Source organism: Shewanella sp. Isolate13, assembly GCF_022398325.1.
Lineage (GTDB): Bacteria > Pseudomonadota > Gammaproteobacteria > Enterobacterales > Shewanellaceae > Shewanella.
Map to the genome: position 1 here is coordinate 44,634 of NZ_JAKEVD010000019.1, position 20,967 is coordinate 65,600.

Annotated in this window: 17 protein-coding genes and 7 tRNA genes; 6 read left to right on the forward strand and 18 right to left on the reverse strand. The window is 44.0% G+C overall.

Annotated features, from left to right (window positions below; all coding sequences use genetic code 11):
* Positions 1–181 precede the first annotated feature (181 nt).
* Complete coding sequence (locus tag L1D44_RS13160) at positions 182–2,197, reverse strand: NADPH-dependent 2,4-dienoyl-CoA reductase (RefSeq protein ID WP_239891289.1); 2,016 nt, start codon at positions 2,195–2,197, stop codon at positions 182–184.
* Positions 2,198–2,352: 155 nt separating this feature from the next.
* Here L1D44_RS13160 and sppA point away from each other — a divergent pair, with 155 nt between their 5' ends.
* The gene (gene sppA / locus L1D44_RS13165) at positions 2,353–4,194 is read left to right on the forward strand and encodes a signal peptide peptidase SppA (RefSeq protein ID WP_239891291.1); all 1,842 of its coding nucleotides are present in this window, start codon (positions 2,353–2,355) and stop codon (positions 4,192–4,194) included.
* 310 nt (positions 4,195–4,504) lie between these two features.
* Positions 4,505–5,521: an asparaginase gene (gene ansA / locus L1D44_RS13170; protein ID WP_239891293.1), complete on the forward strand. Its 1,017-nt coding sequence runs from the start codon at positions 4,505–4,507 to the stop codon at positions 5,519–5,521.
* Positions 5,522–5,599: 78 nt separating this feature from the next.
* On the opposite strand, the gene L1D44_RS13175 is transcribed toward ansA, so the two are convergent.
* The 3 genes from L1D44_RS13175 to L1D44_RS13185 are packed head-to-tail and all read right to left on the reverse strand — an operon-like array spanning position 5,600 to position 7,365.
* Positions 5,600–5,881, reverse strand: coding sequence for a DUF1315 family protein (locus L1D44_RS13175; protein ID WP_239891294.1), 282 nt, complete (start codon positions 5,879–5,881; stop codon positions 5,600–5,602).
* Complete coding sequence (locus L1D44_RS13180; protein ID WP_220770194.1) at positions 5,878–6,195, reverse strand: zinc ribbon domain-containing protein; 318 nt, start codon at positions 6,193–6,195, stop codon at positions 5,878–5,880. Before L1D44_RS13180 ends, L1D44_RS13175 begins: the two co-directional genes overlap by 4 nt.
* Before the next feature lie 42 nt (positions 6,196–6,237).
* Positions 6,238–7,365, reverse strand: coding sequence for a M14-type cytosolic carboxypeptidase (locus tag L1D44_RS13185; RefSeq protein ID WP_239891297.1), 1,128 nt, complete (start codon positions 7,363–7,365; stop codon positions 6,238–6,240).
* Positions 7,366–7,653: 288 nt separating this feature from the next.
* Between L1D44_RS13185 and trxB the strand changes: the two genes are divergently transcribed.
* Positions 7,654–8,607 carry a thioredoxin-disulfide reductase gene (trxB, locus tag L1D44_RS13190; RefSeq protein ID WP_239891298.1) on the forward strand — a complete coding sequence of 318 codons (954 nt, stop codon included), beginning with the start codon at positions 7,654–7,656 and terminating at the stop codon, positions 8,605–8,607.
* Between the two features lie 499 nt (positions 8,608–9,106).
* On the opposite strand, the gene rplT is transcribed toward trxB, so the two are convergent.
* From rplT to thrS, 4 genes are all read right to left on the reverse strand, one after another.
* Complete coding sequence (rplT, locus tag L1D44_RS13195; RefSeq protein WP_012155496.1) at positions 9,107–9,466, reverse strand: 50S ribosomal protein L20; 360 nt, start codon at positions 9,464–9,466, stop codon at positions 9,107–9,109.
* An 18-nt stretch (positions 9,467–9,484) separates the two neighbouring features.
* Positions 9,485–9,679: a 50S ribosomal protein L35 gene (gene rpmI, locus L1D44_RS13200; RefSeq protein ID WP_011865828.1), complete on the reverse strand. Its 195-nt coding sequence runs from the start codon at positions 9,677–9,679 to the stop codon at positions 9,485–9,487.
* A gap of 87 nt (positions 9,680–9,766) precedes the next feature.
* Complete coding sequence (gene infC, locus L1D44_RS13205) at positions 9,767–10,309, reverse strand: translation initiation factor IF-3 (RefSeq protein WP_239891350.1); 543 nt, start codon at positions 10,307–10,309, stop codon at positions 9,767–9,769.
* A gap of 3 nt (positions 10,310–10,312) precedes the next feature.
* On the reverse strand, positions 10,313–12,241 hold the full coding sequence (gene thrS, locus L1D44_RS13210; protein ID WP_239891300.1) for a threonine--tRNA ligase: 1,929 nt from the start codon (positions 12,239–12,241) through the stop codon (positions 10,313–10,315).
* A 679-nt stretch (positions 12,242–12,920) separates the two neighbouring features.
* Here thrS and L1D44_RS13215 point away from each other — a divergent pair.
* Both L1D44_RS13215 and L1D44_RS13220 read left to right on the forward strand, forming a co-directional pair.
* Entirely contained in the window at positions 12,921–13,658 is a 738-nt protein-coding gene (locus L1D44_RS13215; protein WP_239891302.1) for a pteridine reductase, read from the forward strand.
* Between the two features lie 2 nt (positions 13,659–13,660).
* Positions 13,661–13,861: a CPXCG motif-containing cysteine-rich protein gene (locus L1D44_RS13220; protein WP_202722255.1), complete on the forward strand. Its 201-nt coding sequence runs from the start codon at positions 13,661–13,663 to the stop codon at positions 13,859–13,861.
* 60 nt (positions 13,862–13,921) lie between these two features.
* Here L1D44_RS13220 and L1D44_RS13225 read toward each other — a convergent pair whose 3' ends face one another.
* Complete coding sequence (locus L1D44_RS13225) at positions 13,922–14,536, reverse strand: riboflavin synthase subunit alpha (protein WP_239891304.1); 615 nt, start codon at positions 14,534–14,536, stop codon at positions 13,922–13,924.
* 35 nt (positions 14,537–14,571) lie between these two features.
* Between L1D44_RS13225 and L1D44_RS13230 the strand changes: the two genes are divergently transcribed.
* On the forward strand, positions 14,572–15,930 hold the full coding sequence (locus tag L1D44_RS13230) for an MATE family efflux transporter (protein WP_239891306.1): 1,359 nt from the start codon (positions 14,572–14,574) through the stop codon (positions 15,928–15,930).
* Positions 15,931–16,479: 549 nt separating this feature from the next.
* Here the strand turns inward: L1D44_RS13230 and tsgA are convergent.
* The 9 genes from tsgA to L1D44_RS13275 form a co-directional block, all read right to left on the reverse strand.
* Positions 16,480–17,661 (reverse strand): MFS transporter TsgA, encoded by a 1,182-nt coding sequence (tsgA, locus tag L1D44_RS13235; protein ID WP_239891309.1) that lies wholly within the window; start codon positions 17,659–17,661, stop codon positions 16,480–16,482.
* A gap of 574 nt (positions 17,662–18,235) precedes the next feature.
* Positions 18,236–18,312, reverse strand: a tRNA-Met gene (locus L1D44_RS13240).
* A gap of 46 nt (positions 18,313–18,358) precedes the next feature.
* Positions 18,359–18,435 (reverse strand) — tRNA-Met (locus tag L1D44_RS13245).
* A gap of 196 nt (positions 18,436–18,631) precedes the next feature.
* A tRNA-Met gene (locus L1D44_RS13250) sits at positions 18,632–18,708 on the reverse strand.
* Between the two features lie 37 nt (positions 18,709–18,745).
* Positions 18,746–18,822, reverse strand: a tRNA-Val gene (locus tag L1D44_RS13255).
* A 2-nt stretch (positions 18,823–18,824) separates the two neighbouring features.
* Positions 18,825–18,901 (reverse strand) — tRNA-Met (locus L1D44_RS13260).
* 38 nt (positions 18,902–18,939) lie between these two features.
* Positions 18,940–19,016 (reverse strand) — tRNA-Val (locus L1D44_RS13265).
* 13 nt (positions 19,017–19,029) lie between these two features.
* Positions 19,030–19,106, reverse strand: a tRNA-Met gene (locus tag L1D44_RS13270).
* Between the two features lie 386 nt (positions 19,107–19,492).
* Complete coding sequence (locus L1D44_RS13275) at positions 19,493–20,701, reverse strand: MFS transporter (RefSeq protein ID WP_239891311.1); 1,209 nt, start codon at positions 20,699–20,701, stop codon at positions 19,493–19,495.
* Positions 20,702–20,967: the final 266 nt, after the last annotated feature.

Consider the following 20,967-nt stretch of genomic DNA (forward strand, 5'->3'; position numbering starts at 1 on the left):
TTAAAAGGTAAAATTTGGTCTTAGGAGTAAAACAGCATAAGGAAGCGATACAATCCCTTGTAACAGCCACAACAATGGTATCTATTTGCCTCTTGCTCTCCATGCTGCACCTTTAAGCAACAATAAAAAGACCTGCTAAAGCATGAAGCAGAAGCAGGTTTTATTTGGAAGCTACAACAGATTAAAGTGCGATAGCTAACTCTGCACCTTGCCTAATAGCTCGCTTAGCATCAAGCTCGGCCGCGACATCGACGCCGCCGATAAGGTGAACAGGTATGCCAGTTGATTTCATCTCATCCACAAGCTCAGTATTTGATACTTGGCCAGCGCACAAGATGACATTATCAACATCCAATACCGATTTGTCGCCTTCCACACTAATGTGTAGCCCTTGTTCGTCAAACTTTTCGTAACTGACGCCCGTTTTCATCGAAACCTGATGCTGTTTAAGTACTGACCGATGGATCCAGCCCGTTGTCTTACCTAAGCCTTTACCCATCTTAGTCGTTTTGCGTTGTAGCAAGTACACTTCACGATGCTTATCTTCAGGCACAGGCTCAGTCAAACCGCCAGCCTCTTTATAGTCCTTATCGATACCCCACTGTTTTAACCAACGGTTTAGATCAAGTGTTGAAGACTCAGACTCACACAGGAAATGGGCCATATCGAACCCAATTCCACCGGCACCTATGAGTGCCACCTTTTGGCCAATTTCGGCCTCGCCATTGAGTACTTGCTGATAATCGACGACTTTAGGGCTATCGAAACCGGGTAGATTAATTGGCCTTGGCTTAACGCCACTCGACATAACAATCTCATCAAATTTCTCATCACGGACAACACTGGCATCGAGGCGAGTGTTTAGACGTAGCTCCACCTTATGAAGCTTCATCTGATTCAGAAAGTAACGGATAGTTTCATTAAATTCTTCTTTGCCGGGGATCTTACGGGCAAGATTAAACTGACCACCCACTTCCGATTTAGCCTCAAATAACACCACTTCATGGCCGCGACTCGCGGCATAAATAGAGAATGCCATGCCAGCAGGACCCGCCCCCATCACCGCAATGCGCTTCTTCTTTTGTACCGGAGTGAAGTTAAGCTCAGTTTCATAACACGCCCGAGGATTAACGAGGCAAGTAGCGCGTTTTAGTGAAAAGGTATGGTCAAGACATGCCTGGTTACAGCCTATACAGGTGTTGATTAGCTCCGGCGTATTAGCCGCAGCCTTATTAACAAACTCAGAGTCGGCGAGGAATGGGCGTGCCATGGACACCATATCCGCCTGACCCGATGAGATAATGTGCTCGGCTATTTCAGGAGTGTTAATACGGTTAGTGGCAATAAGCGGAATAGACATCTCTTTCATCAGGCGCTCGGTCACCCAAGCAAAGGCACCACGCGGTACGCTAGTCGCAATCGTTGGTACGCGGGCTTCATGCCAGCCAATACCGGTATTGATTATCGTCACGCCGGCTTGCTCTAGCCACTTAGCGAGTTGAACAACCTCTTCCCACGTTGATCCATTATCGACAAGATCCAGCATAGATAATCTAAAGATGATAATAAAATCAGTACCGACCTTAGCTCGGATTTGTTTTACAATTTCAAGTGGAAACTGGGCGCGATTCTCAAATGCTCCGCCCCACTTATCGGTTCGCTTATTGGTACGAGAGCTAATAAATTGGTTAATCAGATAACCTTCACTTCCCATCACTTCTACACCATCATAGCCAGCTTTTTTAGCTAAAGCCGCGCTGGTGGCGTAGTCTTTAATCGTGCAAGCGACCTGTCTTGTTGACATCGCCGACGGGGTAAACGGGGTTATTGGGGATTTTATCTTGCTCGGTGCACTAGAGAATGGATGATAACCGTAACGTCCTGCGTGCAGTAATTGCATACAGATCTTGCCGCCTGCCTCATGTACCGCCTTGGTCACTATGGTGTGTTTCTTAACCTGCCAGGGAAAACTCAGTTGGCAGGCATTGGGCGCTAGACGACCACGTAGGTTAGGCGATATTCCACCAGTAACGATTAATCCAACACCACCGAGTGCACGTTCTTTATAAAACGCTGCCAGTTTCTCAAAGCCGCCCTTTTCTTCTTCTAAACCTGTGTGCATCGATCCCATCAATACTCGGTTTTTTAACTGGGTAAATCCCAGATCTAAGGGTTCTAATAAATGCGGAAACGACATTCAAACATCCTTTTTAAACAAGTGATTTAATCCAGCATACCCTGAGTAAACAATAAGCTCAATAAGCGGATGAATAGATTCCTTTACAATTGAGTTTTCCTTTCGGGCAAGATTTCAGTTAGCATTATATCAACTACGCTATATAGGAGTGGCTGATGCCCACTAAACCCTCAATATTTAAAAGGATGTTCCTACTTACATGGAATACAGTCAATGGATTAAGGAAGCTTTTTCTTAATCTTATTTTCTTCGGGCTTATTGCCATTATTATCGTTAGCCTAACCGCAGATGATGGTGTAGAAGTCGAAGATGGTGCTGCGCTGGTACTGAACCTTTCAGGGGTTATTGTTGATCAGAAACGTCAAGTCGACCCAATTGAAGCTGCGATGAAAAGTGGTTCAGAGGCCGATGGAACTGGCGAGATATTACTTTCAGACGTGCTATTAGTGATTAACAATGCCGCCGCAGACAAGCGGATCAATCAGATGGTATTAGATCTTGGCATGTTAAGAGGCACAGGGATCAGCAAGCTACAATCTATTGGCAATGCTATTGAGTCTTTTAAAGCTACAGGCAAGAGCGTTGTTGCCAATGCTAACTGGTATGGGCAAAACCAATACTTTCTCGCCAGCTTTGCCGACAAGATTTACTTAAATCCGCAAGGTAGTGTCGAGATTGAAGGCCTAGGTCGCTATCGCCTCTATTTTAAATCTGCATTAGAGAAACTTCAGATTAATGCTCACGTCTTTAGAGTGGGCACATTCAAATCTGCGGTTGAGCCTTTTATCCGTGATGATATGTCTGACGCAGCGAAAGAAGCTAATTTAGTCCTATTAAACGATCTATGGCAAAGCTACGCCGACACCGTCGCCGCAAATCGCGGTATCGGCAGTGACAGCTTATCGCTAAGTGCAGATGACTATCTGGCTCAGCTCGATAAAGCCGATGGCAAGTCTTCAGAAATGGCTCTTAATATGAAATGGGTCGATGGCCTTAAATCTGCTGAAGAGTTTAGATTATCTATGGTTGATGCCGTCGGTAAGTCTGCCGATGGAGAATCCTATAAGCATATCGACTTCTATGATTATCTATCTGTAGCTAAGACCTACCCAGCTTTATTACTCAATGACAAAGTCGGAATCGTTGTAGCCAAAGGAAACATCCTCAATGGTTCGCAACCGGCTGGGCAAATTGGCGGCGAGAGTACCTCGGAGCTACTGAGAAAAGCGCGTTTCGATGATTCAGTTAAAGCAGTTGTACTTCGTGTCGACAGCCCTGGTGGCAGTGCCTTTGCCTCCGAGCAGATCAGGCAAGAAGTGCTTGCATTAAAAGCAGCGAACAAACCTGTGATCGTCAGTATGGGGAGCTACGCCGCATCGGGTGGTTATTGGATCTCCGCCAGCGCCGATTATATCTACGCAACGCCTACGACCCTTACAGGGTCTATTGGGATCTTCGGTATGGTCACCACTTTTGAAGACTCACTAGCGAGCATTGGAGTTCACACCGACGGCGTGGGCACCTCTGATTGGGCAGGTTTCTCGGTGACTAAAGGCCTAACACCTCAAATTAAGGCAATAATCCAGCGTCATATCGAACGTGGTTACCTCGACTTCATCTCGCTTGTAGCAAAAGAGCGTGATATGAGTCTTGAGCAGGTTGATAACATCGCCCAAGGTCGCGTCTGGACCGGCCGAAAGGCACTGGAACTTGGTCTAGTCGATGATTTAGGTGAACTTGAAGATGCGGTGACTAAAGCCGCTGAAATGGCGTCACTCGATACCTTCGATACTGAGGTCATAGAGAGAGAGTTATCGCCTCAAGAGCAATTCATCCAAGAGATGTTTGCTTCTGCGTCAAGCTACCTGCCCCAGAGCATGACTCAATCAAGCGTACTTGAAAGTCTGCTGTCAAAGTGGTCAGGTGTGATTGAAGAATTTAAAGCGTTCGACGATCCAAATGGCGTTTATCTGTATTGCGATACCTGTAATTACTAATCGTCAATTGAAGCAACAGCTAGCAGAATAATAAAGCCCAGCACACGCTGGGCTTTTTTATACGCAAAACAAACGACATACTTAAGCTAAAGATTATATTCATACTAAACATTCCTTTTGTATCAACTCAGCTACATATGGTTGCAAATCCTTAATCTAAGCTTTATAGGATTTAACCTACTCGTTTGATGAAACAGTATTTTAGTGCGTCTTATATAGGATAATTGCGTCTTATTGCCTGCATCTATCACCACTTTAGGTATATAATCCCTGCATCGTGATTTAATCTAAAACTAAAAAACAAAATCAAATGACTAAACGATCTATCTATGTAGCCTACACTGGTGGCACCATTGGTATGCAAAAGACCGAACACGGCTTTGCCCCAGTTGCCGACTTCCTTACCGGCTGCGTTAAAGCAATGCCCGAGTTTTACCACGACGAAATGCCAGATTTTGTGATTAGTGAATATACTCCGCTGATTGACTCGTCGAATATGAAACCGACCCATTGGCAAATGATCGCTGACGACATTAAAGCTAACTACGATAAGTATGACGGCTTTGTGATCCTCCATGGTACCGACACCATGGCGTTTACCGCATCAGCCCTCTCCTTCATGCTACAAGGCCTGCAAAAGCCCGTTATCGTTACCGGTTCTCAAATCCCTCTCGCTCAGCTTAGATCTGATGGCCAAACAAACCTACTTAACGCTTTATATATTGCTGCTAACTACCCAGTAGCCGAGGTTTGCTTGTTCTTCAATAACAAACTCTTTCGAGGTAACCGAACCACCAAGGCTCATGCCGATGGTTTCAATGCCTTTGCATCGCCCAATTTTCCACTACTGTTAGAAGCGGGAATTAAGATCCGTTGGCATGCAGGTCAACGAGCAAAAATTGATCCTAATTTGCCTCTCAAAGTGGCTAAAATCAGTCCACAGCCAATTGGTGTGGTAACGCTTTACCCCGGAATCAACACCGAGATCTTTGCGAACGTACTGCAGCAACCAGTCAAAGCACTAATCTTATTAACTTTTGGTGTTGGCAACGCTCCACAAACCCCCGAATTGCTCAAAACCTTAAAAGATGCACACGAACGGGGCATCGTACTCGTTAACCTAACACAGTGCATGCAAGGTAGAGTCAATATGGACGGCTATGCAACGGGTAACGCGCTTGCCGAGGCTGGTGTCATAAGTGGCTATGACATGACGACAGAAGCAGCCTTGACTAAACTGCACTACTTATTGTCTACCGACATGAGTCCAGATGAAATTCGAGCAGCAATGAAAAAATCTATCGCTGGCGAGTTAACAACAGATTAATCAACACAAAAACAAAAAGCCCGAAACGTTAATCGCTTCGGGCTTTTTTATTCATCTCACGAACCTTATTATCAGGAGTTAAAGCTCTTCTTGCTTAAACTCTGCAATAGATTCGCCTCTAAACTGCCTTTTAAGTTCAGACTTTGATAATTCATTGACCTGACCTTCACTGTTTATTGTGAAGTGATCGGTTTGCTTTAGTCTTCTAGCTTGATAAAGCATAACAACCTGTTGAGTCGATGCACGTTGCTCAGGCGTTAACACGGTACCATCTTCCCACTTACCCAGTTCAACAGCGCTCAGTAGACGCTGATAAACTTCATCGGGCATTTCGTCGATAACTTTGTTTATATCGGTCATACTTTTTTCCGTTTATGCAGAACTATCTGAATTCGAGTAATTAGGTAGCCAACAAAGCCAAGTGAAAATGCACCAACAGCTATATTTGCTCTCAGGCCTTCAGCGGGCTCGCCTCCCCAAAACCAAATCACTACACCAGCGATAAACAGCGTCAGCGCTAAAAAGCTCTGATTCATTAACTGATTCGAACGCTTGATATGGCTAATGACTCTTAGGCTCTCATTATCAGACGAGATCTTCGCCTTACAATATGAACACTCCTTCGCCATACTCGAAATGCGTTTATTACAGCTAGGACAATTAACTAATGCCATTGGCTACCTCTTAGTTTATGCCTTAAGTTGCACAATAATGTCTTACTTAAGTTTATCAACCACTGCGTTCATTGCAATTAATGACGCTTCGCCAAGATAAATACAGCGCTCTGGTGACCAACCCGCCATTAAGTCAGGCATATTCGCGTTATCTTTAAATGGCATCTCTAGGGTGTTTGATAGGCAACCAAAAGTATGTGCAACCCAATTTGAAGCAACGGTTAAGTTAGCTTGGCCAGGTTGATCTTTATCGTAACCAAATTTATCTTGGAAATCAGGACTCGCCATCAATAGTGCATCGACAAAGGCTTGCTGGCGCTCAGCATCTTTCTTGGTAAAGGCTGGTACGCCTTCACACCCAGCGAGGAACACGTATGGCAAACCTTCATCACCATGTACGTCATAGAAAAGGTCCACGCCGGTCTCTTTCATCTTATTAACCACATAAAGCACTTCAGGGCTCTTCTCTAGCGAAGGCGTGCTCCATTCGCGGTTAAGGTTGGTTCCAACGGCATTGGTGCGCAGGTGACCACGGGCACTTCCATCTGGGTTCATGTTCGGCACAATGTAGAAGTTAGCTTTGTCTAACAGCGCCTTAGCCGTAGGACAGTCACTATCGAGTAGATTGTTCATCAAGCCTTCAACCAACCATTCCGCCATGGTTTCGCCTGGATGCTGACGTGCGGTGATCCAGATCTTGGCTTTCTCTTCGTCGCCGTCACCAATCTTAACCAAGGTCATATCGCGGCCATCTAGCGTTAGACCTAGGTGCTCAAGGCTAACTTGTGGATGCACTTGAACAGCGGCGAGCAGATCCTGATGACGCTCGTAGCTGTAAGGCGCAAAATAGGCAATCTGAATGGCATCACAATCGAGATCAACATGAATCGTTAATTTGCCATCTTTATATTCCGTTGGCAGTCTAAACCAATTTTGTCTGTCGTAAGTCGCTACCGCTTGGTAATCTTCCCAACCTTTAGTGTAAGAAGCCTTATCTGCATTAACGATGTTAAGTGTGTACTGGTTACCCACCACACCTTCTAGTTTAAAGTTAAACCACTGAAAAAATTCTCCGCCTTCATCGGGACGGATCGCTAACTGCACGTCATCTTTATTATCTAAATTGATAACTTCAATGTTGCCACTATCAAAATTCGCGGTAATACGCATAACACTTCCTTTTACTTTTGCTTATACGATTTGACTCTTACAGTTTGCAGCAGCAAACAAGCCAACTGTCGATCTTTGCGCTATAGAATAAACCAAAATGTGATAAGGAGCAGCCTAAACCCAACAAAAACCGCCAAATATCACAAGCATGCTCACTTAGAAGCAGCCTAAAGCCGAATACAGAGCTTTACCCCTCCCGTTAAATTCCCTACAATCGCTGCAATTGTTAAAACAAGAGAGAAACGATTCCTCTTGCAGTACCGCATTCGTTAAAGAACGGAGAGACTAATGACCCAAGCTAGACATTGTGAACTACTTATTCTGGGTTCTGGCCCAGCAGGCTACACTGCTGCAGTTTATGCTGCACGCGCAAACTTAAAGCCTGTATTGATCACAGGAATGCAGCAAGGTGGACAGTTAACCACAACGACTGAAGTTGAAAACTGGCCTGGCGATGCAGAAGATCTAACAGGTCCTGCACTTATGGAGCGTATGCAAAAACACGCTGAAAAGTTCGAAACCGAGATCATTTTCGATCACATCAATGAAGTGAACTTAAATGTTCGTCCTTTCCAGCTAAAAGGCGACAACGGCGAGTTTACCTGTGACTCACTTATTATCTCGACTGGTGCATCGGCTATGTACCTAGGGCTTGAGTCTGAAGAGGCCTTCAAAGGTCGCGGCGTTTCGGCCTGTGCAACCTGTGATGGTTTCTTCTACCGTAATCAAAAGGTCGCCGTGATCGGTGGTGGTAATACTGCCGTTGAAGAGGCGCTTTATTTGAGCAACATCGCATCGGAAGTTCACCTGATCCACCGCCGTGATAGTTTCCGCAGTGAAAAGATCTTAACTAAGCGCCTAATGGACAAGGTTGAGAACGGCAATATCATCCTCCACTTAGACAACACTCTCGAAGAGGTGGTTGGCGATCAGATGGGTGTTACCGGTCTTAAGATGAAGAGCACAAAGGACGGCAGCATTAAAGATCTAGAGGTCGCAGGTGTCTTTGTTGCCATTGGTCATAAGCCGAACACTGAGATGTTTGAAGGCCAACTAGAGATGAATAATGGCTATATCAAGATCCAAAGCGGTCTCGATGGCAACGCGACTCAGACAAGTATCGAAGGTGTGTTTGCTGCAGGCGATGTGATGGACCAACATTACCGCCAAGCAATTACCTCTGCAGGTACAGGCTGTATGGCTGCATTAGACGCAGAGCGTTACTTAGACGCACAGAAGTAAAGAAGACTTCTTAAACCGAATATTATTAAGCAGGCGTCAAGCCTGCTTTTTTGTGCCTGTACGTTTAATGCCTATCTGTATGAGAAAATGATCTACACAGAGCGGTTTTGACAAACTGGCTCACGCGAATAGCCGAAAGAATGACGCTGCGCTTCACTCGTTACGAGCCACACGCTCTTGTGCATTCCCACATACATAAAACATTTATTCCTTTCCTTGGAAGTCAGATAGATTAGGCAGCAGAACAAGGAAAAATGAAGGCAAAATAATGCAACTGCGGTTATCGAGAGTAACGCTGTCGCAGTTACCAAGGGGAAATTAATGACCTTGCCTCTGCAGCACTAAAATCTTGCAGAGCAAGCAAGTCTTTATACAGATTGGTATAAGAAGCTAGACTACAAATCTCCCAGTAAAGAATCTATCTACAATGTTGATGCTTTTGGGGAAATATAAAAAAAGGGAGCCCTAGGGCTCCCTTTCTAAAAAGATTCTAAACTAATTACTTAGCTAAAGCGTCTTTTGCTTTTTCTACTAAAGTTGCGAATACAACTTTATCGAAAACAGCGATGTCAGCTAGGATCTTACGGTCGATTTCGATTGATGCTTTTTTCAAACCATTAATGAAACGGCTGTAAGATAGGCCATTTTGACGAGATGCCGCGTTGATACGTGCAATCCATAGTTGACGGAATTGACGTTTCTTTTGACGACGGTCACGGTAAGCATATTGACCAGCTTTAGTTACTGCTTGAACAGCAACGCGGTAAGTACGGCTACGAGCGCCATAATAACCTTTAGCTAATTTAAGTACTTTCTTGTGACGAGCACGAGCGGTTACACCACGCTTAACTCTAGGCATTGTTCTTTACTCCTCTAATTAAGCGTATGGTAGTTGACGTGCAATTGCTGGCACATCAGACTTAGCTACTAAACATTTAGCACGTAAGTGACGTTTACGCTTAGTGCTCTTCTTGGTCAAAATGTGACGTAAATGGGCTTGCTTGCGCTTGAAACCATTAGCGGTTTTCTTAAAACGCTTTTGTACACCCTTGTCTGTTTTCATTTTAGGCATTGCTAAAACTCCGCATTGGGACAATTAATAAAACGCAAGGCGAGCAGGAAACCTTAACAGGCCCCTGCTACTTTTATGGTTGCCTTACTATTTCTTTTTCGGCGCTAGAACCATAACAGCTTGGCGACCTTCCATTTTAGGGAAAGACTCCACGACTGCAATTGCTTCCAAATCAGTCTTGATACGGTTCAAAAGATCCATACCTAAACTTTGGTGAGCCATCTCGCGACCACGGAAACGCAGCGTTACTTTCGCTTTGTCGCCGTCTTCTAGAAAACGAGTCAGGTTGCGTAGTTTTACCTGATAATCGTTTTCGTCTGTACCGGGACGGAATTTAATTTCCTTCACCTGTACAATTTTCTGCTTCTTCTTTTGTTCTTTTTGAGCTTTGGCTTTGTCAAAAAGGAACTTACCGTAGTCCATAACACGACAAACTGGCGGCTCAGCATTAGGACTGATTTCTACAAGATCTACGCCAGCTTCGTCAGCGATCTCTTGAGCTTCTCTAATGCTCATGATTCCCAATTGCTCACCGTCAAGACCGTTTAGACGGACTTCTGGCACACCAATGATGAGTTCGTTAATTCTGTTCGGGGCCGCCTGGCGCCCTGCTGTTTTCTTGATCTTTATGACCTAATCCTCCAACAAATTGAGACTACGGAGCGAAATCTGGTTCTTGAGCTTAGTAGCAAATTCTTCGATCTGCATCTTACCTAAGTCAACGCCTTCACGGGTACGCACCGCTACTTCCTTATTTTCCATCTCTTGGTCACCAACGACCAATAGATAAGGCACACGCCTTAAGGTATGTTCGCGTATTTTAAAGCCTATCTTCTCATTCCTCAAGTCTTTAGTTGCACGAATTCCATGTTCTTTGAATAAATTAACGACATTGTCCACATAATCAGACTGTTTATCGGTAATATTCATTACAACAACTTGAACTGGTGACAACCAAGCTGGGAATTTACCTGCGTATTCTTCAATTAGAATACCCAAGAAGCGCTCTAGTGAACCTAAGATCGCACGGTGGATCATAACAGGTGTTTGACGGCTGTTATCTTCAGCAACATAGGTTGCACCTAAACGACCAGGTAGAGCGTAATCGAGCTGCACTGTACCACATTGCCACGCTCTGTCTAGACAGTCATGTAATGTGAATTCAATCTTAGGTCCGTAGAAGGCACCTTCGCCCGGTAAAATTTCAAATTCGATGTCGTTAGCTTTCAGCGCTTGTTTAAGTGCTTCTTCAGCTCTGTCCCACATCTCATCATCACCGATACGTTTTTCAGGACGAGTCGATAGCTTAACCACGATGCTGTTAAAGCCAAATGTAGCGTATGTATCGTAAACCATCTTGATACAAGCGCTCACTTCCTGCTGAACTTGCTCTTCAGTACAGAAGATATGGGCGTCATCTTGAGTAAAGCCACGTACACGCATTAGGCCGTGTAGTGAACCCGATGGCTCATTACGGTGACAACAGCCAAACTCAGCCATACGAAGTGGTAGATCACGGTAAGACTTAAGACCTTGGTTAAAGATCTGTACATGACCTGGGCAGTTCATTGGCTTAACTGCGTATTCGCGGTTTTCAGAGCTCGTAGTAAACATGGCTTCTGAGTACTTGTCCCAGTGACCACTGCGTTCCCACAATACTCTGTCCATCATCAATGGACCTTTTACTTCTTGATAAGTGTATTGGCCAAGCTTTTGACGAATAAACTTCTCAAGTTCTAGGAACAGGCTCCAACCGTCGTTATGCCAGAACACCATACCTGGTGCTTCTTCTTGCATATGGTAAAGGTCTAACTGCTTACCAATCTTACGGTGGTCACGCTTAGCCGCTTCTTCAAGACGGTTAAGGTGGACTTTAAGTGCTTTCTTATCCGCCCAAGCCGTACCGTAAATACGCTGCAACATCTTGTTGTCTGAGTTACCGCGCCAGTAGGCACCTGCAACACTCATTAACTTGAAGTTTTGGCAGAATTTCATGTTAGGTACGTGAGGACCACGACACATGTCGATATATTCTTCATGGTGATAAAGCGCAGGTGTTGAGTCCTTGCTGATGTTCTCATCAAGAATCGCCATCTTGTAGCTTTCGCCACGGGCTTCGAAGGTATCACGCGCTTCTTGCCAGCTAACAACACGCTTATCGACGTTGTAATTAGTCTTTGCAAGCTCTGTCATGCGCTTTTCTAACGCATCGATGTCTTCCTGAGTCAACTTATGGTCTAGGTCAACGTCATAGTAGAAACCATTATCGATAACTGGACCGATAGCCATCTTAGTTTCTGGGAACAGTTGCTTGATCGCATGACCTAACAAATGAGCGCACGAGTGACGAAGAATTTCTACGCCCTCTTCATCTTTAGCTGTGATGATAGAAAGATCTGAGTCGGCTTCAATCATATCGCAAGCATCTTTTAGCTCGCCGTTCACGCGACCCGCGATACAGGCTTTAGCAAGACCTGGACCGATATCAGCAGCAACATCTAAAGTAGAAACAGGGTTAGCAAACTCACGTTTGCTTCCGTCAGGAAGTGTAATAACAGGCATGATTATTCCTTTTCCAGTGGTGACCCCTACGTAGGGCCACTTGGTTTTAAATTAAGTATGGGTGCGCACTACTGGGACTAGACCATACAGTGGTCTGTGTTTTCCAGCGTGCAAGCCGCTAATTCTAGTTGATAGCGAGTGCATGATGCAAGCTTTCCATCCGATTAGTTTTTCTTATCAAGGAACCTGATCAACCGCGGGCAAATGTAATGAAACTAACAAGTTAATGTCACAGTTTGTTCACGTTTTACTCCTAACATGGCCGCGACTTAATAAGGAGGTCCTGATGATTAAAACATTGATGTTAACCGCGGCACTTTTTCAGCCAGAATTCGCAGGCAAAGAGCAGCCAGATACGCTAATAATGAACAAACAAGCCATTGTTGCCTAAATAGAGTCTCAGCTTGATGCTTCAATCTCGCTGATGACACAGGACTTACTCAACGAATGTAATAGATTAGAAGCCAACAGCGTCCCCACTTGGATTGCAGAGTTTACCCCGACAATAGACAGTCGATTGAGTCATAACAAATCTTCTCAAGCGACTCCCTAGCAGGAGTGTATTTTGCTGCGACTTCTATTCTTTGCTTGCTCTGGCTATGATGTATTTATACTGGGCTAATAGCTAACAATTGTTATATTTTAGCCTCATTTCATCTGCTATCTAAAAGGCTTCAATATGACAACGTGGGCATTAGTTACGGGCGCAGCGAAACGGATTGGACGCGCAATTGCAACTCAACTTCATGAGGATGACTACAATATCGTGATCCACTACGGGCAATCTGTAGATGAAGCCCAAACACTATGCGATGAGCTAAACACTAAGCGCGCCGACTCTGCGATCATTATGCAGGCCGACTTAGCCGACGCTTCCGCATTAGATAGACTAGTCGCGCAAATACAGACTCGTGCTTTAAGCCTCGAAGTCCTTATTAATAACGCCTCTTGCTTCTATCCGACTCCTATTGGCGAGAGCTCTTTTACTAAAGCACAACAACTGCTTGCGACCAACCTTATCGCACCTTACATGTTGGCTGAAAAACTCTGCCCACAACTCTCAGGGAATAGTGGCTGCGTGATTAACCTTTTAGACATCCATGGCAAGCGCCCACTAAAAGATCATGGACTATACTCTATATCAAAGGCTGCACTTGAAATGGCAACACTGTCATTGGCCCAAGAACTCGCCCCGAACATACGCGTAAATGGCGTATCACCCGGTGCAATTCTCTGGCCGGAACAGTCCAATATGGAATCGCAACAAGCTGTTTTAGGCGCAATCCCCTTGGCGAAGCTTGGACAGCCAGAAGACATTGCCAAGCTTATTTCACATTTAGTTAGCGCGCCTTATATCACAGGCCAAGTGATAGCTGTCGATGGAGGGCGAAGTGCAGTAGGTTTTATGGGAGCGTAATTATGCGATTCATCAACAAGACGATTAGCTGTCCTCACTGCGGGCACCACCAACACATTAATATCGATGCGACTTGTGGCGATCAGGATTACTATGAGGACTGCCGCGTGTGCTGCAACCCAATCCATATGCGATTGCACATGGATGAAGCACAACATAAGATTGAACTTTTTATAGATTCAGACGATGAGCAGATCTATTAACCACTAACGCCCTTTTCCATCGACTTGGGCGCAGCAGTGAACCGCTCTGCTGCAACGATATTACTCGGCAAATCGCTTGGCTAGCACACGTTCAACCGTGTCCACGATCGCCTGAGTTTGGCTGTCTATCTCAATATTAATCACATCGCCTTTTTGGTAACCATCAAGATTAGTAAGCTTCAGTGTTTCAGGGATCAAGTGCAGCATAAAGGTGTCTTCTGTTACCTCGCCCACTGTCAGGCTGCAACCATTAACGCCAACGAAGCCTTTATACAAAATGTAGTTCATCCATTTAGGTTCAACTTTCAAACGGATATCATAATGCTCTTCAGTGGCACTGACGAAATCGACCTCTGCTAGGGTGTGAACATGGCCCGATAAAATATGTCCACCAATCTCACTACCAAAGGTTAATGAACGCTCGATGTTAACCTGTGAGCCAACTCTCAGTTTTGATAGGTTAGTTAGCTTAAGGGTCTCTTCCATTACATCGAAAAACACCCTATCATCCTCTATTCTTGTAACCGTTAGACATACACCGTTATTTGCGACACTTGCCCCTAGTGAAAGTCCCTCGCGCAAATCCGGCCCAATTGCGATTTGTAGCGTGTTTAAGCCTGATTTCTTATCTATCGCCAACACTTCGCACGTTGCTTGAACTATACCTGTAAACATTATTATCTCTCGTTAGTATATTAAGGGCTGTACCCATGAACCATTCTGGCTTTCAAGCCAAACGCTTAATCCAATTAGCGCTACCCGTGTTAATTGCCCAAGTCACGCAAACTATGATGGGCTTTATCGATACCGTCATGGCGGGTCGTGTCGCTGCAGTCGATATGGCTGCTGTCGCTATCAGTGCCAGTCTTTGGTTACCCGCTTTGCTTTTTGTTCAAGGTCTACTCATGGCCTTTACACCTGTGTTTGCTCACCATCATGGTGCCGACAATCAAAAAGCGATTCAACCTTTGGCTTATCAAGGCGCTTATATTGCCATAATCGGTAGCTTAGGTGTGGTGCTATTCCTCTCATTTGCAGAGAATATATTTACCATGATGGATCTTGAACCAGAAATGGCGAGATTGGGCATCGGCTATTTAGATGGCTTTATGTGGGGCGTACCAGCATTCGTACTCTATCAGGTACTAAGAGGCTGTAGCGAAGGGATCTCTTATACCCTACCAACCATGGTCATCGGTTTTGTGGGACTTGCGGTCAACATCCCAGCTAACTACATCTTTATTTATGGCCATTTTGGCATGCCCGCAATGGGCGGCGCAGGGTGTGGTGTGGCTACGGCATTAGTGTTCTGGGCAATGTTTATCGCCATGATCATCTATATGCAGTTTCACCACAAGTTTAAGGAATTGGCTCCCTTCAAATCTTTTCATCTACCAGACCTAAAAGTCATGGTAGATATGACAAAACATGGCTTCCCTATCGCTATGGCGCTGTTTTTTGAAGTGAGTTTATTTGCAATCATCGCGCTACTTTTAGCACCTTTAGGCGCAACTGTAGTCGCAGGACATCAAATTGCACTGAACTTTTCATCGATTGTGTTTATGTTGCCGCTCTCTTTGGGTATCGCGGTCTCTATCCGCGTCGGCTATTACCTAGGCCAAGATAAGCCAGAGATCGCCGCGTTAGTGACTAAACTGGCCCTGATGATCTCGTTTTCGTTAGCTGCCTGTACCGCGGTGATTACCATCTTATTTAGAAACGAAATTGCGCTTCTATATAACGACAACCCAGATGTGATTACACTGGCTGGTAGCTTAATGTTCTTCGCCGCAATCTATCAGTTATCAGATTCAATCCAAGTGGTGACTGCTGGAGCTTTGCGTGGTTATAAAGATACCCGCAGTGCATTTTATATCACGCTGGTTTCATACTGGGGTGTGGGGATGACCTTAGGCTACACATTAGCGCGCACCGACATTTTAGTGCCGCACATGGGTGCACAAGGCTTCTGGATTGGCTTGATTGCAGGTTTAACAACTGCAGCAGTGCTATTCGCGCTGCGCCTTAGATATGTTCAAAAAGCTGGTACAGTACATTCGGCACTTTAACCTGATGTTCTGTGCAAAAGAAAAGGGCTAACTTAGCAATGAGTTAGCCCTTTTTTAATTCATCAATATTATCCAACTTTTCCAACACTGTCTCAGCCTCATCCAGATTTTAGAGTGCAGGAACAGGTTAAAGACAGTTGTGGAAGTTGTCATGAGAACTATGACGAGTTAGCAGCAACAATTGAGAGGATGCATAACTAAAACGAATCAAGAGATCAGGAAAGCTTAGCACCAGATAAAGATAACTTGATAATTTTCGTTATAGTTGAAGACTGTTAAAAGGCAGAGGGTTTACCTTCTTCTAATCAGTAAAGAGCTAAAGTTAATGATTTAGCTCTTTTTATCATTAAATTAGATCACCTCTTCTAAATGTATCTTAATTCTTCCACAAACCTCACCTGAATGCTCATAACACCAATCCAAAATAAACGTAATCAGGCTTCATTCGAAGGCTAGCTAACTTTGCGCTAAAAATACTTAGAGTGAAATAACAAAAAAAGCCCCATCAAAAGATGAGGCTTAACCGTTTATCTACACTGGCCTAATTGATTAATGGCTTGATGAGTGGCCATTAATACGATGTTTAGTTACAAAGCTAACTAATAAACACATAATAAAGACGACCCCATATAAACCATTACCGGTCAGCATTGCTGCATGTGCGCCATAACTCTTCACAATTGGACTGGTAACAACGAAAGTCAACATAGTGCCTATACTGCCACATAATAAAATAAAATTAACAATGCGAGGTGATGCTTCTTTGGTTTGTTGTGATGCCAGGGTAATGATAGTCGTATAAATAGCGCTACTGAAGAAACCTAATACTGTGATGATAATAAGTAAATGCTCTGTATTTTTATCCATATTGAACCAGAACATTAATCCAGTGGCTAAAGCAGAAAGCACCAATACAAAATATTGAATATCAAATCGCTTCATTATCATACTGAAGCCCCACATGCCAAGCATGTATGCGCCCCAGAAATAACTCAGTAACTGGCCCGCTTCACTTAAGCTCATACCCAACGACTTAGTTACATATTCAGGGATCCATGAAATAAAAGCCATTTGCCCTAAAATATAACAAAGTGCAGCAATCGCTAAAAATAGAATACCTAGACCCCACTTCTCTTTTACCGCTTGCTGTTGTTCGTCAGACTTAACCAGCACAGGAAACTCACAAATAAGTGCCAGTATAAAGATAGCAAGGTAAATCATGCCAATGGCAACATATACCCAATACCAAGCAACACTGTGTGCGAGTAATGCAGCCGAAATTAGTGGAAAAATCATACCAGCCATACTGAAAAATGAATCGGTAAACAGCAAGCGTGAACCACGTTGTTTACCGTGATACAGACGAGCTATTAAATAAGTACCAATCGACATGGTAATACCACTCACCACGCCAAGAACAAACATGCTACTAGAGAAGATGGCAAGGTTATGACCAAACATTAGCCCTAATACCGCCAGTACCATCAGGATAAAACCAAAAATCAGCTGTTTTTTCAGTGAAATAATTTCCATTAGCCATACATTAAGGAAAATAGAAATTAATACACCCGTATTCAAGAATGTAAAAGTGTTACTCATGCTGGAGATAGGCAAATTGAAAAATTTAGCAATATCCCCCATCACAATCCCGGTGACAATAATCAAAGATCCTGTTAATGCATAGGATAAAAAGCTTATCCATGTAAGTAGGATGCGATTGCGGTCGGTCATAGCAAGTCCTGTATCGGTAAAAATTGGATAAAAAAAATCGACCTCTAAGAGTCGATTCAAACTAAGTCATTTTAACATGATACAAGTTGTAACATTAATAAAAATCAAAAAATGGACTAAAATAAATTAGCGCCAAATAATTAATTTTACGTTCTACAAACCCACAAATAAATATCAAAAACAATACAAGAACGAGGCAAACATATAGCTAACACCAACAACATATTTGCAATGAGATTAAAATTGTAAATATCGCATTTTAGCCTTAATCAATTGCAGAACAAAGGTACAAAAAACCGCATTCGGTAGATAGATGTTAGTTTTTTAATTAATAAAACTTGGTTGCGGGAGCCGGATTACTTTCAATTAAAGATGTGGCAACGACCTTCGCCTGCCTTTGATAAAGAGTTGAGCCCGACAAGCTAGCAAACTGCGCCTTCAGTATCTTGAGTTGATAATTACCGAGGGTAACCCTTTCTACTTTATTTTGAATCTAGCAATATCTATAAATTTCAGATACAAAAAAACCAGCTTTCGCTGGCCTACAGGTTTTATCATTCTTTAAATAAAGAATTGGTTGCGGGAGCCGGATTTGAACCGACGACCTTCGGGTTATGAGCCCGACGAGCTACCAAACTGCTCCATCCCGCGTCCGTAATAAACGCTAATAACTATTTTGATTCTGCTATAAAAGAATTGGTTGCGGGAGCTGGATTTGAACCAACGACCTTCGGGTTATGAGCCCGACGAGCTACCAAACTGCTCCATCCCGCGTCCGATTTAACGCCAATAACTGTTTTGATTCTGCTATAAAAGAATTACTTGCGAGAGCTGGATTGCTTTCTATAAAAGACTTTGCAACGACCTTCGCCTAGCTTTCATAAAGAGTTGAGCCCGAGTAGCTTTTAAACTGCTCCATCCCGCGTCAGTGAAAACGCCAATAACTATTTTGATTCTGCTATAAAAGAATTGGTTGCGGGAGCTGGATTTGAACCAACGACCTTCGGGTTATGAGCCCGACGAGCTACCAAACTGCTCCATCCCGCGCCAGGGTAATAGATTTTGAATTCTTCTACAAAAGAATTGGTACAACCGAGTGGATTCGAACCACCGACCCCTACCATGTCAAGGTAGTGCTCTAACCAACTGAGCTACGGTTGTATTGGTTGCGGGAGCCGGATTTGAACCAACGACCTTCGGGTTATGAGCCCGACGAGCTACCAAACTGCTCCATCCCGCGACAGGATAATAGATTTTTTGATTCTTCTATAAAAGAATTGGTACAACCGAGTGGATTCGAACCACCGACCCCTACCATGTCAAGGTAGTGCTCTAACCAACTGAGCTACGGTTGTACTGTTCAAGAATTGGTTGCGGGAGCCGGATTTGAACCAACGACCTTCGGGTTATGAGCCCGACGAGCTACCAAACTGCTCCATCCCGCGACTGTATTCTTGCTGTTCGTTTGGCTGTTGCCTTGGAACGAGCGCTATACTATGGCGATAGCGCGTTCGTTGCAAGCAAAAAAACACAAATAGTTGTTAAGCGGTGATTTGCTGGCCAACTTGAGTGCTGTTTAAGCGTTTCTGGCAATTTTCAAGTAAAACAATTACAAAGCGGTATGTTTTTAGGCTGTTTTTCACTTAGTGAATATAGTCATCAAAGACGATTTAAGCCCTTTTGATCAATAAGGTCTTAATGAGTCGTCTACTTTAAAGCCAAATAATGCCTTATTTGATAGCCGTTACTCCACTTCACTCAGAAGAAAGTAAAAGAGCCACTCTAATAGCGGCTCTTACTAATAAGTTAAAAATATCTGCTCAATACCGATTTATAGCGCTGGAATAGACTTTGCCACCATAGGTCTGTCATCAATTGGTAGATGCAATAAAGCCGCTACAAAGGCTAAAACCACGGTACTCCACCATATGGGTTCATAGCTACCATAATAGTCATAAATACGCCCCCCGATCCAGGCTCCGAGAAAACTGCCTATCTGATGAGTGAAGAACACTAAACCATAAAGCGTAGACAAATAGCGCGCACCAAATATCTGCCTCACTAATCCAGAGGTCAACGGCACAGTACCGAGCCAACAAAAACCAATGGCAGCACCAAACAAAGCCGCCGTGTTATCGGTAACGGGTAAAGTAACAAAGGCAGCTATCACCATAGTTCGTACCAAATATAGGCTACTCATAACATAGCGCTTATTAAACTTATCCCCCATTACCCCCCAAAAGTAAGAGCCAAAGATATTAAATATCCCGACATAAGCTAAAGCCAGCGCTGCCGTTGAGCTATCTAAATGCTTATCTGCAAGATAACTCGGCAGATGAGTGGCAATAAACATCACATGGAACCCACATACAAAAAAGCCCATATGGATAAGCCAGTAGTTACGATTAGTGCATGCCTGCTTGAGCGCTTGTGACAGAGTTTGCTCATCAACATGCTCAGGGCTATTGCTCTTAATCTTGGCAGTTTTCATAAATGAAGCAAATGCCAACATGACGCAGCATAATATTGCGAACACCTGCAGTGCTGTTTGCCAATCAAAGTGAATCAACAAACTCTGCGCACCAGGGATGACCGCGAACATGCCAAATGATCCAGCCGCAGTGGTTAAACCAAAAGCCTTTGCTGTATGCTCTGCCGGTACCACTTTAGCAACAGCGCCCAAAACGACCACATAACTTGTCGCACTTAAGCCTAAGCCCACTAACATACTTATCGATATGTAGAACATATCAGCTGTGCTAGATAACGAGGTAAGCAACAAGCCTAAGCCATAGGCTATCGCCCCAAGCATGATGACTTTCTTTGAGCCAAAACGATCGGCTGCCATCCCGACAAACGGCTGAAACACACCAAACAACAGATTTTGTAATGCTATAGCAAAACTGAAGAATTCGCGGCCCACATCAAAGCTCATCGAGATGGGCATCATAAAGATCCCGAACGACTGACGGATCCCAAGACTGATAATAAGAATGCCTATACCTAGCCAAACCAGCACAGGAAAACGAAAAATACTCATTGTTGCTCTCCTTGGTCTGGGTTTGCTGGGGACTTTGGCATTTGATGGCAACCAGCCTCTGTTGCATTTAAGGCAAATGCATTAAGCAAAGGTTTACAGTAGTGAACGAAAATGAGCATTAAAACGAGCAGAGATGTCATGCGCAGCAACTGCGCCAATAAAGTTTGAGAACGCATTGGATTTCAGGCTAAAAATAGAAGACGCGCATCCTACAGCGCGGCAAAACATGAAACAAATGAATATTCGGAAACAATATTATGCATCAT